The 13,675-nt window shown below is 67.8% G+C and carries 14 protein-coding genes, 1 tRNA gene and 1 riboswitch; of the genes, 7 read left to right on the forward strand and 8 right to left on the reverse strand.

Annotated elements, in window-relative coordinates; all coding sequences use genetic code 11:
• The first annotated feature begins 18 nt into the window (after nt 1–18).
• Nucleotides 19–309 carry an HU family DNA-binding protein gene (locus O4G76_RS11300; protein ID WP_017927686.1) on the forward strand — a complete coding sequence of 97 codons (291 nt, stop codon included), beginning with the start codon at nt 19–21 and terminating at the stop codon, nt 307–309.
• A 207-nt stretch (nt 310–516) separates the two neighbouring features.
• Nucleotides 517–873 carry a PRC-barrel domain-containing protein gene (locus tag O4G76_RS11305; protein WP_269397430.1) on the forward strand — a complete coding sequence of 119 codons (357 nt, stop codon included), beginning with the start codon at nt 517–519 and terminating at the stop codon, nt 871–873.
• 102 nt (nt 874–975) lie between these two features.
• On the opposite strand, the gene aroC is transcribed toward O4G76_RS11305, so the two are convergent.
• A complete protein-coding gene (aroC, locus tag O4G76_RS11310) occupies nt 976–2,076 on the reverse strand; it encodes a chorismate synthase (RefSeq protein ID WP_269397431.1) in 1,101 nt (366 codons plus the stop codon).
• Between the two features lie 93 nt (nt 2,077–2,169).
• Nucleotides 2,170–2,268: riboswitch (TPP riboswitch) on the forward strand.
• Between the two features lie 34 nt (nt 2,269–2,302).
• Here aroC and O4G76_RS11315 point away from each other — a divergent pair.
• The 3 genes from O4G76_RS11315 to O4G76_RS11325 are packed head-to-tail and all read left to right on the forward strand — an operon-like array spanning nt 2,303 to nt 5,524.
• Complete coding sequence (locus O4G76_RS11315; RefSeq protein ID WP_269397432.1) at nt 2,303–3,289, forward strand: thiamine ABC transporter substrate binding subunit; 987 nt, start codon at nt 2,303–2,305, stop codon at nt 3,287–3,289.
• Nucleotides 3,290–3,297: 8 nt separating this feature from the next.
• On the forward strand, nt 3,298–4,842 hold the full coding sequence (locus O4G76_RS11320) for a thiamine/thiamine pyrophosphate ABC transporter permease ThiP (RefSeq protein WP_373568033.1): 1,545 nt from the start codon (nt 3,298–3,300) through the stop codon (nt 4,840–4,842).
• The gene (locus O4G76_RS11325) at nt 4,829–5,524 is read left to right on the forward strand and encodes an ATP-binding cassette domain-containing protein (RefSeq protein WP_269397433.1); all 696 of its coding nucleotides are present in this window, start codon (nt 4,829–4,831) and stop codon (nt 5,522–5,524) included. The genes O4G76_RS11320 and O4G76_RS11325 overlap by 14 nt, the downstream gene beginning before the upstream one ends.
• 174 nt (nt 5,525–5,698) lie before the next feature.
• On the opposite strand, the gene O4G76_RS11330 is transcribed toward O4G76_RS11325, so the two are convergent.
• Genes O4G76_RS11330 through petA form a run of 3 tightly spaced genes read right to left on the reverse strand, consistent with a single transcriptional unit; the run spans nt 5,699 to nt 8,474 of the window.
• Nucleotides 5,699–6,544, reverse strand: coding sequence for a cytochrome c1 (locus O4G76_RS11330; protein WP_269397434.1), 846 nt, complete (start codon nt 6,542–6,544; stop codon nt 5,699–5,701).
• A 14-nt stretch (nt 6,545–6,558) separates the two neighbouring features.
• Nucleotides 6,559–7,902, reverse strand: a complete 1,344-nt coding sequence (locus O4G76_RS11335; RefSeq protein WP_269397435.1) for a cytochrome b N-terminal domain-containing protein — start codon at nt 7,900–7,902, stop codon at nt 6,559–6,561.
• Nucleotides 7,903–7,913: 11 nt separating this feature from the next.
• On the reverse strand, nt 7,914–8,474 hold the full coding sequence (gene petA, locus O4G76_RS11340) for a ubiquinol-cytochrome c reductase iron-sulfur subunit (RefSeq protein ID WP_085895337.1): 561 nt from the start codon (nt 8,472–8,474) through the stop codon (nt 7,914–7,916).
• 329 nt (nt 8,475–8,803) lie between these two features.
• Between petA and O4G76_RS11345 the strand changes: the two genes are divergently transcribed.
• Complete coding sequence (locus O4G76_RS11345; RefSeq protein ID WP_085895338.1) at nt 8,804–9,451, forward strand: outer membrane protein; 648 nt, start codon at nt 8,804–8,806, stop codon at nt 9,449–9,451.
• 22 nt (nt 9,452–9,473) lie between these two features.
• On the opposite strand, the gene O4G76_RS11350 is transcribed toward O4G76_RS11345, so the two are convergent.
• From O4G76_RS11350 to dapF, 3 genes are all read right to left on the reverse strand, one after another.
• Nucleotides 9,474–10,082: a glutathione S-transferase N-terminal domain-containing protein gene (locus O4G76_RS11350; RefSeq protein ID WP_269397436.1), complete on the reverse strand. Its 609-nt coding sequence runs from the start codon at nt 10,080–10,082 to the stop codon at nt 9,474–9,476.
• A gap of 184 nt (nt 10,083–10,266) precedes the next feature.
• On the reverse strand, nt 10,267–11,538 hold the full coding sequence (gene mtaB, locus O4G76_RS11355; protein WP_269397437.1) for a tRNA (N(6)-L-threonylcarbamoyladenosine(37)-C(2))-methylthiotransferase MtaB: 1,272 nt from the start codon (nt 11,536–11,538) through the stop codon (nt 10,267–10,269).
• Nucleotides 11,538–12,356, reverse strand: coding sequence for a diaminopimelate epimerase (dapF, locus tag O4G76_RS11360; RefSeq protein WP_269397438.1), 819 nt, complete (start codon nt 12,354–12,356; stop codon nt 11,538–11,540). Before dapF ends, mtaB begins: the two co-directional genes overlap by 1 nt.
• A 95-nt stretch (nt 12,357–12,451) precedes the next feature.
• On the opposite strand from dapF, the gene O4G76_RS11365 reads away from it, so the two are divergent.
• Nucleotides 12,452–12,527: transfer RNA gene (locus tag O4G76_RS11365), tRNA-Lys, on the forward strand.
• 150 nt (nt 12,528–12,677) lie between these two features.
• Here the strand turns inward: O4G76_RS11365 and O4G76_RS11370 are convergent.
• Nucleotides 12,678–13,670, reverse strand: coding sequence for a histidine kinase dimerization/phosphoacceptor domain -containing protein (locus tag O4G76_RS11370; RefSeq protein ID WP_269397531.1), 993 nt, complete (start codon nt 13,668–13,670; stop codon nt 12,678–12,680).
• Between the last annotated feature and the right edge of the window lie 5 nt (nt 13,671–13,675).

Consider the following 13,675-nt stretch of genomic DNA (forward strand, 5'->3'; position numbering starts at 1 on the left):
GTGGCAAGGAGACCTCGAATGGCCAAACCGATGACCAAGGCGCAGCTCGTCAGCGCCATCGCCGACGAGACCGGCGGCGACAAGAAGACCGCCGGCGCCCATCTGGACGCGCTGGTCGCCATCATCACCCGTGAAGTGTCGCAGGGCGGCGCCGTGACCCTGCCGAACGTCGGCAAGATCTACTGCCGCGAGCGCCCCGAGCGCATGGTCCGCAACCCGGCCACGGGCGAGCAGATCAAGAAGGACGCCGACAAGGTGGTCAAGATGACCATCGCCAAGGCGCTCAAGGACAGCGTCAACGAGGAGTGATCGCCTCTCGCGCCCGCACGGTGCGGAGCGGATCAGGAAAGGGTCGCCCTCGTGGCGGCCCTTTTTCTTTGCGTGCCAATCGTGTCGATAAATGCAAAACGGGATGGGTGCGGGCGCATCTTGCGAGCGAAAACCGGCGCATCGATGCAGCCTGTGGAACAGCCGAGCGGCGCTGTCGGTTTTACCGGCACAGCACAGGAGGACATCATGTTCGACTACAGCGACAGTCATTCCACGATCTCGTCCGACCGGGTCAACGGTACCGAGGTCTACGGCGCCGGTGGCGAGAAGATCGGCCATATCGACCATCTCGTGATCGACAAGAAGTCCGGCAAGATCACTTACGCCGTGATGGGTTTCGGCGGCTTTCTCGGCATGGGCGAGGAGCATCACCCGATCCCCTGGGCCAAGCTCGAATACGACACCGGGCTGAACGGCTACCGCACGGACATCACTGAAAGCCAGCTCAAGGGGGCGCCGGAACGGCCCGAACGCTGGTATGAGGACCGCCGCTGGGAAGAGGCGACCTATGCCCATTACGGCGCGCCCTACTACTGGATCTAAGCCCCTCGCGACCGGGACGCGACGAGGCCGCCGGCACAGCCTCGGCGGCCTGTTTCCGATCTCTTCCAAGAGATCGGTCCGGACCCTTGAAAGGGTCCGGCTCTAGCCGATCCGGCCGCGCGCGCCGCCGGTCTGGCCGCGATCGAGCAGGTAGTGATCGAGCAATACGCAGGCCATCATCGCCTCCGCCACGGGCACCGCGCGAATGCCGACGCAGGGATCGTGCCGCCCCTTGGTGACCACCTCGGTGGGACTGCCGTCGATGCGGATCGAGCGGCGCGGACTCAGGATCGACGAGGTCGGCTTCACCGCGAAGCGCACCACCACATCCTGCCCGGAGCTGATCCCGCCCAGCACGCCGCCCGCATGGTTCGAGCCGAATTCCGGCCCGTTCTCGCCCATGAAGATCTCGTCCGCATTGTCGCGCCCGGTCAGGGCGGCGGCGGCCATGCCTTCGCCGATCTCCACCCCCTTCACGGCGTTGATCGACATCATCGCAGCCGCAAGATCGGTGTCGAGCTTGCCATAGACCGGCGCGCCGAGGCCGGCGGGCACGCCCGAGGCCGTCACCTCGATCATCGCACCGACGGAGTTGTGGTCCTTGCGCAGCGCATCGAGATAGTCGGCCCATTCGGCCGCCGCAGCCGTATCGGGGCACCAGAAGTCGTTGCGCGCGATCTCTTCCATGTCGATCTTCGAGCGGTCGATCACCTTCTCGCCCATCTGCACCATGTAGCCGGTGATCTTCAGCTCGGGCAGTAGCGCCGCCAGCGCCGCACGCGCGACCCCGCCCGCCGCGACCCGCGCCGCCGTCTCCCGGGCGCTCGAACGTCCGCCGCCGCGATAGTCACGCAGCCCGTATTTCAGGTGATAGGCGATGTCGGCATGGCCGGGCCGGAAGGTTTCGGCGATGTCGCCGTAATCCTTGGACCGCTGGTCGGTGTTGCGGATCATCAGCTGGATCGGCGTGCCGGTGGATTTACCCTCGAACACGCCCGACAGGATCTCCACCGCGTCCGGCTCGCGGCGCTGGGTGGTGTGCTTGTTCTGTCCCGGGCGCCGCTTGTCGAGCCAGACCTGAAGGTCTTCCTCGCGGATCTTCACCCCCGGCGGGCAGCCATCGACCATGGCGCCGAGCGCGGGGCCGTGGCTTTCGCCCCATGTGGTGACGCGGAACAGGTGGCCGAAGCTGTTGAGGGACATGGGGCGCTCTCCTTGTGGCGGGGCCGGTGTAGCGCGGGGCGAACGCGGGGGAAAGGGCGGGGGCTTGCGCATGGGCCGCGATGGCGTAGTGTCGCGGCCACCTCGGGGGGCCCCTGGCTGAGATGCGCATCGCGCGGACCCGTTGAACCTGAACCGGATCACACCGGCGGAGGGAAGGTCGCGGACACAGGTCCTCCTTGCTCTTCGCCCGCATCGGAGGATGACCATGCACCATCGCCTGATCGCGGGTCTCGCCCTGTCGCTCGCCGCCCTGCCGGCGATCGCCCAGGACAAGACCCTTACCGTCTACGCGCCCGACTACTTCGCCTCCGAATGGGGGCCCGGCCCGGCGATCAAGCAGGCCTTCGAGGCGCGTTGCGGCTGCACGCTCCACTACCAGACCGGCGACCTGCTGCCGCGCCTGCTGCTCGAGGGCGAACGCACCGAGGCCGACGTGGCCATCGGATTCGATTCCACCGAGATAAAGAAGGCGCGCGAGACCGGGCTCTTCGCGCCGCACGGGGTCGACACCGCCGCCCTGACGCTGCCGATCGACTGGGACGACGAGGTGTTCCTGCCCTTCGACTGGTCCTATCTCGCCTTCGTCTACGACAACGAGGCGCTGGAGGATGTGCCGGGCAGCTTCGCCGAGCTGGTCGCGGCGCCCGACGACCTGCGCATCGCGATCCAGGATCCGCGCAGCTCGGTCTCGGGCCTGTCGCTGGTGCTCTGGGCCGAGGAGGTGTTCGGCGACGAGGCGGAGGCCAAGTGGACCGAACTCGCGCCCAAGATCACCACGGTAACGCCCGGCTGGTCCGAAGCCTATGGCCTGTTCACCGAGGGCGAGGTCGACATGGTGCTGAGCTACACCACGTCGCCCGCCTATCACGCGATTGCCGAGACCGATGACACCGTTTCGGCCGCGATTTTCGACGAGGGGCATTACATGACCATCGAGCTGGCGGCCCAGCTCAAGGGCACCGATGACGCCGACCTGGCGCAGCAATTCATGGATTTCGTGGTCAGCCCCGATTTCCAGTCATTGATCCCGACCTCCAACTGGTCCTACCCGGCGGCATTGCCCGAGGCCGAATGGCCCGAGGGCTTCCGCGAACTCGACATGCCCGAAAAGGCGATCTGGCTGCCCGAGGACGAGGCCGACGCGCTGCGCGCACCGGCCATCGAGGCCTGGCGGCAGGGGATGTCGCGATAACGCCGGGCTTGGGCGCAGCGCCCTCCGCGCAGTGGCGGGGGGACAATCCGACGCGCTGGGCGGGCGGTCTCGCCGCCGGGCTGGTACTGGCGCTGACGCTGGGCACGCTGGGCGCGGTCGCCTGGCGGGCCGGCTTCGCGCTGGGCCTCGGCCCTGCCGATCTTTCCGCGATCTGGTTCACCACCTGGCAGGCCGCGCTTTCGGCGGCGCTGTCGGTGGCGCTCGCCGTGCCGGTGGCCCGGGCATTGGCGCGACGGCGCTTCCCGGGGCGGGGGGCGCTGGTGACGCTGCTGGGCGCGCCCTTCATCCTGCCGGTGATCGTTGCGGTGATCGGGCTGATCGGCGTGTTCGGGCGCGGCGGCATCCTCAACGACGCGCTGGCGCTCGTGGGGCTGGGCCCGGTCTCGGTCTATGGCTGGCACGGCGTGGTGCTGGCGCATGTCTTCTTCAACCTGCCGCTGGCGGTGCGTCTGATCCTGCAGGGCTGGCTCTCGATCCCGGCCGAGCGGTTTCGCCTTGCCGCCTCGCTTGGCGCGCCGGTGGGCCGACTGCTCGAATGGCCGATGCTGCGCGCCGTGGCGCCGGGGGCCTTCGCGGTCATCTTCCTGATCTGCCTGACCAGCTTTGCCGTGGCCCTGACCCTGGGCGGCGGGCCGCGCGCCACCACCGTGGAGCTGGCAATCTACCAGGCGGTGCGATTCGAATTCGACCTGGGGCGTGCGGCGGTGCTGGCGATGGTGCAATTCGGCCTTTGCGCTGCGGCGGCGCTGATGGTGCGCGCCGCAGGCGCACCCGACGCCTTGGGCGCCGGGCTCGATCGGGTGGTCGAGCGGTTCGAGCCGGGCGGGCGGCGGCGCGATGCCATGGTCGTCGCGCTGGCGGCGCTGTTCCTGATGGCGCCGCTGGCGATGATCGTGGCGCGCGGCGCGCCGGGCCTGCTCGACTTGCCGGCGGGGCTTTGGGGCGCGGCACTGCGATCGATCGCGGTGGCGCTGGGTGCGACGGCGCTGACCCTCGTCATGGCGCTGGCTCTTGCGCTGCGCGGTGGCGCGCTGGCCCGACTTGCGATGTTGCTGCCGCTGGCGGCCTCCAGCCTCGTGATGGGCACCGGCCTCTTCGTGCTGCTCTATCCTGTGGTCGCGCCGCGCGACGCGGCGCTGGTGGTCACCGGGCTGGTCAACGCGACGATGGCGCTGCCCTTCGCGGCGCGGGTGCTGGTTCCCGCGCTGGCGCAGGCCGAGGCCGCGTATGGGCGGCTCGCGACCTCGCTCGGGCTTGTCGGCTGGGCCCGGCTGCGCTGGCTGATCCTGCCGCGCCTGCGCCGGCCACTGGGCTTTGCCGCCGGTCTCACGGCGGCGCTGTCGATGGGGGATCTGGGCGTGATCGCGTTGTTCGCGGGCGACGGCGAGGCGACGCTGCCGCTCCTGATGGTGCGGCTGATGTCGGCCTACCGAATGGAGCAGGCGGCGGGTGTCGCGCTGGTGCTTCTGGCGCTCAGCCTCGCGCTGTTCTGGATCTTCGACAGGGGAGGGCGCGTCGATGCTGCGTCTTGAGGGGCTGGAGATCCGGCAGGGAGATTTCGAACTGCGGGCGGACTGGGCGCTGCCCGACGGCGCGGTCTGCGCGGTCATGGGGCCCTCGGGCGGCGGCAAGTCGACTCTTCTGGCGGTGATCGCGGGGTTTCTCGCGCCTACATCGGGGCGGGTCTCCTGGAACGGGCACGACCTGACCGCACTGCCCCCGGCGCGGCGGCCGATCTCGATCCTGTTTCAGGACAACAACCTGTTCCCGCACCTGACGGTGGAGCGCAATCTCGCGCTCGGGCTCGACCCGCGCGGGCGGCTCGACGCCGGCTCGCGCCAGCGGATCGCCGAGGTGCTGGACCGGGTAGGGCTTGCCGGCATGGGGGCCCGGAAACCCGCGGCGCTGTCGGGCGGCCAGCAGAGCCGGGCGGCGCTGGCGCGGGCGCTGTTGATGGACCGCGCGCTGGTTCTGCTCGATGAGCCGTTCGCGGCGTTGGGGCCGGGGCTCAGGATGGAGATGCTCGATTTGGCGCGCGAGGTGCTGTCGGGGGAGGGGCGGACGCTGCTGATGGTGAGCCACGCGCCCGAGGACGCCGCGCGCATCGCCAGCCATATCATCCTCGTCCACGATGGCGTCGCCGCCGCGCCCGAGGCGGCAGGGCCGCTTCTGGCCGATCCGCCGCAGGCGCTCAGGAGCTATCTGGGACGCTGAGACCTCCGCCGCCATCGTGTCGGTGGCAATGCTGCGTCATGCGGGTGGTGTGGAAACGCATGAGCGCGAGGGGTGCGCTCTTGCCCGCCTTCGGAGACCGAGAAACTCCCGGTCCCACGCATAAAAAAAAGGCGCCCCCGAAGGGACGCCCCGTTTGCCGTCATGGCCCTGCGATCACTCGTCGCGCGGGCCGTACTTGGCGCGGTACCAGATCCGCTTGTTGGTGAAGTAGAGCAGCACGGCGAGAAGGCCGAGGAACAGCACGCCGGTGAAGCCGGCCTGCTTGCGGGCCATCATCTTCGGCTCGGCCGCCCACATCAGGAAGGCGGTCACGTCCTTCGATTCCTCGACCACCGAGGCCTCGTGCCCGTCCTCGTAGACGACGTCGTCGCCCAGAAGCGGAGGCGGCATGGCAATCCACGAGCCGGGCGCCACGTGGTGACCCTCCTCGTCGATGCATTCCTCGGGGTAGCCGCCGGCCGCGAAGGCGACGTTGTAGTAGCCCGGGAAATCCTCGGGGGCGCAGGCCGGCGCTTCCTCGTAGCCGGTCAGCAGCGAGGCGATGTATTCCGGTCCGCCCATGCCCTTGAAGAGCTGGTTGAGGCCCGAGCCGTAGGGGCCCGAGAAGCCCGCGCGCGACTTGGCCATCAGCGACAGGTCGGGCGCCTCGGGCATGGCGCTCTTGGCGAAGTTGTCGGCCGGGGTCGCCGGCCGGAAGTCGTCGAGCTCCTCGTCGAAGGTCTCGAACTGCGCGGCATAGGCCCGCACCTGATCCTCGGGCAGGCCGGGGCCGCCCTCGTCATGCAGGGTGCGGTAGGCCACGTATTGCAGGCCGTGACAGGCGGCGCAGACCTCGGTGTAGACCTGCAGGCCGCGCTGCAGCTGCATCTGGTCGAAGGCCCCGAAGGGACCCTCATAGGGGAAGTCGTAGTCCGTGATGTGGGTCTCGGTCTCGGCGGCCATGGCGGTGCCGGCGAGGCCCATCGCCGCGATCGCGGCCAGCGTGACGGTTCTCAGCATCTGTCTTGCCTCTCTCACTCGGCCGGCTTGACGGCGGTGTGGGTGCCGCCGGTCTTGGGGTCGTAATGCGCGTTGAAGTCGTCTTCGATCGTCGCCGGGATCGGCAGCGGCTTCTCGATCACGCCCAGCAGCGGCAGGACCACGAGGAAGTAGCCGAACCAGTAGGCGGCACCGATCAGCGAGATGTAGGGATAGATCCCCTCGGCCGGCATCGCACCGACCCACATCAGCACGAAGAAGTCGACGACGAGCAGCGCGAACCACCACTTGAACATCGGCCGGTAGCGGCCCGAGCGGACGCTCGAGGTGTCGAGCCACGGCGCGAGGGCGATCACCGCGATGGCGCCGAACATCGCCAGCACGCCGAAGAACTTGGCGTCGACGATGCCGAAGGTCACCCAGTTGGCGAACATCACGACCCAGACGTCGGCGGTGAAGGCGCGCAGGATCGCGTAGAAGGGCAGGAAGTACCATTCCGGCACGATGTGCGCGGGCGTCGCCAGCGGGTTCGCCTCGATGTAGTTGTCGGGGTGGCCCAGATAGTTCGGCATGAAGCCGACGATGGCGAAGAAGATCATCAGCACGATCGCCAGCGCGAACAGGTCCTTCATCACGAAGTAGGGCCAGAAGGGCAGGGTGTCGCGCTTGGCCTCTTCCTTCGACGTGCGGCGCACCTCGACCCCGGTGGGGTTGTTGTTGCCGGTCGAGTGGAAGGCCCAGATGTGGACGATGGTCAGGCCCGCCAGGATGAAGGGCATCAGGTAGTGCAGCGAGAAGAAGCGGTTCAGCGCCGGCTGGCCGACGGCCGAAGCGCCCAAGAGCCAGGTCTGGATCGATTCACCGACGAAGGGGATCGCGCCGAACAGGCCGGTGATCACCGCGGTGCCGTGGAACGACATCTGGCCCCAGGGCAGCACGTAGCCCATGAAGGCGGTGCCCATCATCAGCAGGTACATCAGGATGCCGATGATCCATGTCACCTCGCGCGGCGACTTGTAGTTGCCGTAATAGAGGCTGCGGAAGATGTGCGCATAGACCGCCACGAAGAACAGCGATGCGCCATTGGCGTGGATGTAGCGCAGCATGAAGCCGCCATTCACGTTGCGCATGATGTGCTCGACGCTGGCGAAGGCCATGTCGACATGCGGCGTGTAGTGCATCACCAGCACGATGCCGGTGACGATCTGCAGCGCCAGGGTGAAGGTGAGGACGATCCCCCAGATCCACATCCAGTTCAGGTTCTTCGGCGTGGGGATCATCAGCGTGTCGTAGAGCAGGCCGAGGACCGGCAGGCGGTTGTTGAGCCAGCGCTCGCCGCCTGTCTTGGGTTCGTAGTGATCGTGCGGAATACCGGACATCAGAGGTCTCCTCAGCCGAGCTTGATGGTCGTCTCGTCGACGAATTCGGCGACGGGGATGGGCAGGTTCTTCGGCGCGGGCCCTTTGCGGATGCGCCCGGCGGTGTCGTAGTGCGAGCCGTGGCACGGGCAGAACCAGCCGCCGAAATCGCCCTGTTCGCCCAGCGGCACGCAGCCCAGATGGGTGCAGACACCCATCTGCACGAGCCAGGTGCCGGTCTCGTCGAGGGCGCGGTTCTCATCGGTCGCGGGCGCGGCACCGGCGAGGTTCTCGTTGCCGGCAACGGGGTCGGGCAGCGAGTCGACATCGACCTCGCGCGCGGCGGCGATCTCCGCCTCGGTGCGGGCGCGGATGAACACCGGCTTGCCCTGCCACAGCACGGTCAGCTGGGTGCCCGGCTGGACGCCTGAGACGTCGACCCGGATCGAAGCCAGGGCCAGGACATCGGCCGAGGGGTTCATCTGGTTGACCAGCGGCCAGACCGCGGCACCGGCGACGACGGCGCCCGCCCCGGCGGTGGCATAGTAGAGAAAATCGCGGCGGGTGCCCTGATGATCGTCTGCGTGTGACACGGGGGTGGATCTCCGGTATGGCTGGGGCGGCATCGCCCGGACGGCAAAAGACCGCGGGCCGTGACCCGCTTGGCGTTTTCGCGCTGTTTAGCCATCAATCCCGCGCCCGTCCAGCGGACAATACCGCGCAGCCGGAGGCAGCTATGCCGTGTGATCCGCCCCGACAAGGGGCGGGAAGACACGCGTCGCGTTGCGCGAAAGCGACAACGCCGATGTGAATTGCCGTTACGTTGCGGTTTGACTCCGCAGATCCCAAATCCGGGTGATAATGGCGCATCGCTATTCCCGATTCCGCTCCTCCGCCACCGCCTGTCCGAAAGCCGTATCCGATGTTCCGCCTTGCCGCGCCGCTGCTCCTGATCCTCGCCCCCGCCCTGGCCAATGCCGAGGTCGAGTTGAGTTTCTATGGCGGTGTCCAGGGCGCGCCGCATTCGGGCGTCGACGTCGATCGGCCCGGTACCGCCAACGACCGCGACTTCACCGCCGGCTGGGACGGCAACTCCTTCGACGCGCCGCCCTATTACGGCCTGCGCGCGACCTGGTGGCGCGAGGACAATCTCGGCTTCGGCGTCGATCTGAACCACACCAAGGTCTATGCCGACGATGACACCCTCGCCGAGCAGGGGCTCGAGACGCTGGAATTCACCGACGGGCTGAACATCCTGACACTCAACGCCTATCGCCGCTTTCCCGATGCCGCCTACGGGCTGACGCCCTATGTCGGCGGCGGTCTCGGCATCGCGGCGCCGCGGGTCGAATATGATGACGGCGAAGGCCGTACCGACGAATACCAGATCACCGGTCCGGCGGTGGCGCTGATGGCCGGGGCGAGCTACGAGTTCAGCGACCGGGTCTCGGTGTTCGGCGAGTACAAGGGCACCTATTCCCAGAACGAGGCCGACCTGGTCGGCGGCGGCACGCTGGAATCCGACATCGTGACCAACGCGCTCAACCTCGGCGTCAGCTTCAACTTCTGATACGACCCGGCCGGCGCCCGCCTCAGGCGGCGGGCGGGGCGGTGGCGATCATGCTCTCGCGGGTGGCGAAGCGCTCGGCCCAGGCGGCGAGCTGCGGGCGCCCGGCGCGCCAGTCGCGCGCGGCATGGCGCAGGTCGAGATAGCCCAGCGCGCAGGCCACGGCGATCTGGCCCATGTCGACCTGACCTTCGAGATGGCTGATCCAGCGCGCCTCGATCGCGTCGAGCGCGCGCTCGATCTTGCGCCATTGCCCGGCGACCCATTTCTCGGAGCGTTGGCCCTCGGGCCGGACGCGGGCCTCCAGCACCATCGCGAGCGCCGCGTCCATGATGCCGTCCGCCGTCGCCTCGAGCGTCAGCACCTCCCAGATCCGACGCTCGGGGTAGAGCCGCCCCTCGGCGCGGGCATCGAGATAGCGGGTGATGACCCGACTGTCATAGAGCGCGGGCCCGTCATCGCGCACCAGCGCGGGAATCTTGCCCAGCGGATTGGCATGGATCACATCGACCGGATCGCCGAGAGGATCGGTCGCGGCGGCGATCTCGGTGACCTGTTCGGCCTGCCCGGTCTCGTGCAGGACGACGCGGACCTTGCGCGCGAAGGGCGAGGCGGGGGAGGTGAGAAGTTTCATGTGGAACGCTCCGGTTGGCCCGCGCAGTCAAGCAGCGGCGCCCGCCGGGCGCAAGGCCGACCGGGAGCGCGCGCCCCATGGTTCATCTTTCCTCAAATACGCATGGCACCCCCTCGCGGCATGCGCACCGGTCGAAGGCGGAAGAGATCCGCGTATCTGCGAGAAGACGAACCAGGCTCGCCGCTCAGGCGGTGAGGCGAGTGCCGGACACCCCGGTGATCGTGGCTTCGACGATGCGCCCTTCCGGCTGGTCGCTGGCAAAATCCACCTCGGCGAAATGCTCGGTCCGGCCCATGCGCGGGCTTTCCATCAGCACGCGGTGGGTTCTGCCGACCTGCGCGGCCAGATGCGCCTGCGCCGCCAGATCACCTTTGGCGCGCAGCCGCGCCGCGCGCGCCTTGATCGCCCGGCCGTTCACCTGCGGCATCCGCGCCGCCGGGGTGCCCGGGCGGGGCGAATAAGGAAACACGTGCAGCCAGGTCAGGTCGCACTCCTCGACCAGCTTCAGCGAGTTCTCGAACATCGCCTCGGTCTCGGTCGGAAAGCCCGCGATGATGTCGGCGCCGAAGGTCATGTCGGGCCGCAGCCGGCGCGCCTCTTCGGCAAAGCGGATCGCGTCGTCGCGCAGGTGGCGCCGCTTCATCCGCTTGAGGATCAGGTCGTCGCCGTGCTGCAGCGACAGGTGCAGATGCGGCATCAATCGTGGCTCGGTGGCGATTGCCTGCATCAGATTCTCGTCGACCTCGATCGAATCGATCGAGGAGATGCGCAGCCGTTTCAGATCCGGCACCAACTTGAGGATGCGCATCACCAGATCGCCCAGCTTCGGCTGCGCGGGCAGGTCGGCGCCCCAGGAGGTCAGGTCGACACCGGTCAGCACCACCTCCTCGTAGCCGCGATCCACCAGCCGCCTGATCTGTTCGACCACCACGCCCGCCGGGACCGATCGGGAATTGCCCCGACCAAAGGGGATGATGCAGAAGGTGCAGCGGTGATCGCAGCCGTTCTGCACCTGCACATAGGCGCGCGAACGGCTGCCGAAGCCGTCGATCAGGTGGCCGGCGGTTTCGGTCACGCTCATGATGTCGTCGACCTGCACCGGCTCGGTCGCGCCGATCAGGTCGGGCGCCATGCCTTTCCAGGTTTCGGGCTGCATCTTCTCGGTGTTGCCGATGACCAGATCGACCTCTTCCATGTCGGAAAAGCGCTTGGGATCGGTCTGCGCGGCGCAGCCGGTGACGATGATCTTCGCCGTCGGGTTCTCGCGCCGCAGGCGGCGGATTTCCTGCCCGGCCTTGCGCACCGCCTCGGCGGTGACGGCGCAGGTGTTGACCACCACCGCATCCTCGACCCCGGCGCGCGCGGCGAGATCCTTCATCGCTTCGGTCTCGTAGGCGTTGAGGCGGCAGCCCATGGTGGCGAAGATCGGTGCCTTGGAAGATTCGGGGCGGTCCATCAGAGCCTCCAGACTCCGTCGAAGACATGCGCGGTCGGGCCGGTCATCCAGACCCCGTCCTCGCGCCAGTCGATGTGAAGCGTGCCGCCGTCGAGATCGATGGTGACGGCGCGCGAGGTAAGTCCGCGTCGCGCGGCCGCGACGGCCACGGCGCAGGAGGACGAGCCCGAGGCCAGCGTCAGCCCGGCGCCGCGCTCCCAGACCCGCATGCGGATCCGGTCGGGGCCGGTGACCTGCGCCACCTGCACGTTGGTGCGCTCGGGGAACAGCGGGTGATGCTCATGCGCCGGGCCGAAACTGTCGAGATCGATCGCCTCGGCATCCGCGACGAAGAAGCTGCAATGGGGATTGCCCATGCCGGTGGCGGTGGGCGCGCCTTCGATCGGCAGCTCCAGCGTATCCGTCTCCCGTGCCAGCGGGATCTCGTGCCAATCGAGCTGCGGCTGTCCCATGTTCACCGCGACCAGCCCGTCGCCGGCGTCACGGGCGGCGAGGCGGCCGCGCTCGGTGGTGAGGTCGAGCGCGGGTTTGCCGCTGCGCGCCATTTCCCATGCCGCGATGCAGCGCGTGGCGTTGCCGCAGGCCGCCGAACGCGAACCATCGGCGTTCCAGAAGACGAGATGCAGGTCGGCATCGGCGCTCGCATGGATCGTCGCCAGCTGATCGAAACCGACGCCGCGATGGCGGTCGGCAATGGCGCGCGCAAGATCGGGCGACATCTCCGGCACCTCTCGGCGCGCGTCGATGACGACGAAATCATTGCCGAGGCCGTGCATCTTCATGAACGGCAGGCCGGGGAGGGGGCTGTTGTCCTGCATGGCGGGGCCCATAGCAAAGCCCGCGAACTTTATCCAGAAAAAGCGTATTTTTGCGGTTGACCCCCCCGGCCACTAACCGTAGTTAGCCGCCCAGTGGGCCGTTAGCTCAGTTGGTAGAGCAACTGACTTTTAATCAGTGGGTCGCAGGTTCGAATCCTGCACGGCTCACCACTGATCACTCCAGGATCATCGATCGCGGACGGGGCGGGAGCGCATGCCTTCCCCAACCGCGGCATCGTGCCTTTCCGATGTGCGGCTCCGCTCTTCGGTCAATCCGCGTCATGCCGCATTGCAGCGCGCTTCGTCGAAACCCGGCCGGTTTCAGCCGTCGAACCGCAATGTCACCGTGGTACCGCCGGGGCCGCTCTCGATCACCGGGGTGGTGCCGAGTTGCGTGGCGAAGGCATGCACGAGTTGCTGACCGATGCCGCTATCCGAACGCCGATCCGCGCCAAGCCCGCAGCCGTCGTCCTCGACCGTGAGTTGCAATCGTTTATCCGGCAGCTCTTCGAGCGCCACGACGACCTTGCCGGTCCCGCCCGGTGCGAAGGCGTATTTGAGGCTGTTCGTCACCAGCTCGTTGACGATCAGCCCCAGCGGCACCGCGATCCGGGTCGAGAGCTTCATCGGCGCGATCCGGGGTTCGAGCAGGACGCTGTCGCTGCCGATGGATTCGGACAGCCCTTCCACGATCTTGTCGAGGTAGTCGCGCGAACAGACCGTGTCGATCGAGCCCGAGGCATTGAGCCGGCGATACAGGCTGGCCACGGCCTGCACCCGGGCCCTGATCCGGCGCAGCGCCTCGCGCCCCTCGCCTTCGGCGCGGGCCCGCGATTCCATCGAGATGATTGAGGAGATCGTACCAAGGCTGTTCATCACCCGGTGGTTCAACTCGGCCAGCAATTGCTGCGCCTCGGCCAGCGCCGCTTCACGCTCCGCCTCGATACGCTTGGTTTCGGTGATGTCCCTGAACTGGATCGCGAAACGCCCATGCGGCTCGATCGGCGCGGCGTAGACGTCGAAATAGCGTCCCATGGCGAGCGAGCCCTGCTGGAAGCGCCGCGACTCACCGTTCAGGGCGATCCGGCCATAGGTCTCGATCCAGAACGGTTCGAGGTTCGGCACCATTTCCAGCGCGGTGCGCCCCTTGGCGCCATAGAGGCCGGTCATCTCCTCGAATTGCTGATTCATCTGGAGGAACCTGTAATCGACCGGCTGACCCTCGCTGTCGGTGATCATCTCGCAGGTGCAGAAGCCGTCATCGAGAAATCCGATGAACATGTCGACTTCGCGCGCCGACAACTGCAGCGGCATCTTGG

Source organism: Limimaricola sp. G21655-S1 (genome assembly GCF_027213785.1).
GTDB lineage: Bacteria > Pseudomonadota > Alphaproteobacteria > Rhodobacterales > Rhodobacteraceae > Limimaricola.